Source organism: Vibrio sp. 704 (genome assembly GCF_033339295.1).
The window spans coordinates 1-583 of the sequence record NZ_JAWOUH010000745.1 but is presented as its reverse complement, the minus strand read 5'-3'; the positions used below and the strand labels follow the sequence as shown (position 1 = coordinate 583).

1 pseudogene is annotated in these 583 nt (G+C 48.5%); it reads right to left on the bottom strand.

Annotated elements, in window-relative coordinates:
- Window positions 1-583, bottom strand: a pseudogene (locus R7R24_RS28870) (lipid A biosynthesis lauroyl acyltransferase); the annotation flags it as partial.

Here is a 583-nt window from a genome sequence, read left to right as displayed (position 1 = left end):
CGGTTGTTGTACAAGCGTCATCAATGGCAAAAAACGGCACGAAGACCGATTTATTGCGGCCGTAATCGTGGTCAGGTAAGTAGAACAAACGCTCGCCGCTGCGCAGTACACGAATCATCTTTTTCACATCTTTGCGATCAATCAGTTTGTTGCCGTTGTGCGTGCGCCCCCAATATTGGATGAAGTTGTACGCTGGGTTGTTATGCGGACGAAATGCGCCGTAACCCGCAACACCTAAAACAGCAAAAGCTCGCGCGGTAATTTCTAAGTTAAGAGCGTGCACACAACACAACAATACGCCTTTCCCTTCCGCGCCTTTTTCTTTTAGAGCGTGGATGTCTTTCTCGACAATGAGCGTTTTGAAGCGCCATGTAGGCCAAAACCATGTAATACCGGTTTCGATCAGTGCCATCCCGGTATTCTTGAAGTTTTCTTCCACGATATGTTGCACTTCTTCTGGCGTTTTCTCGGGGAATGCCAGTTCAAGGTTGCGCTTCGCGATATGCACGCGCTTTTTGCCATAGAGCATGAACAGCTTGCCACGTGAGCGCCCCAAAGACAGTAATAGGCGATAAGGAAGAAT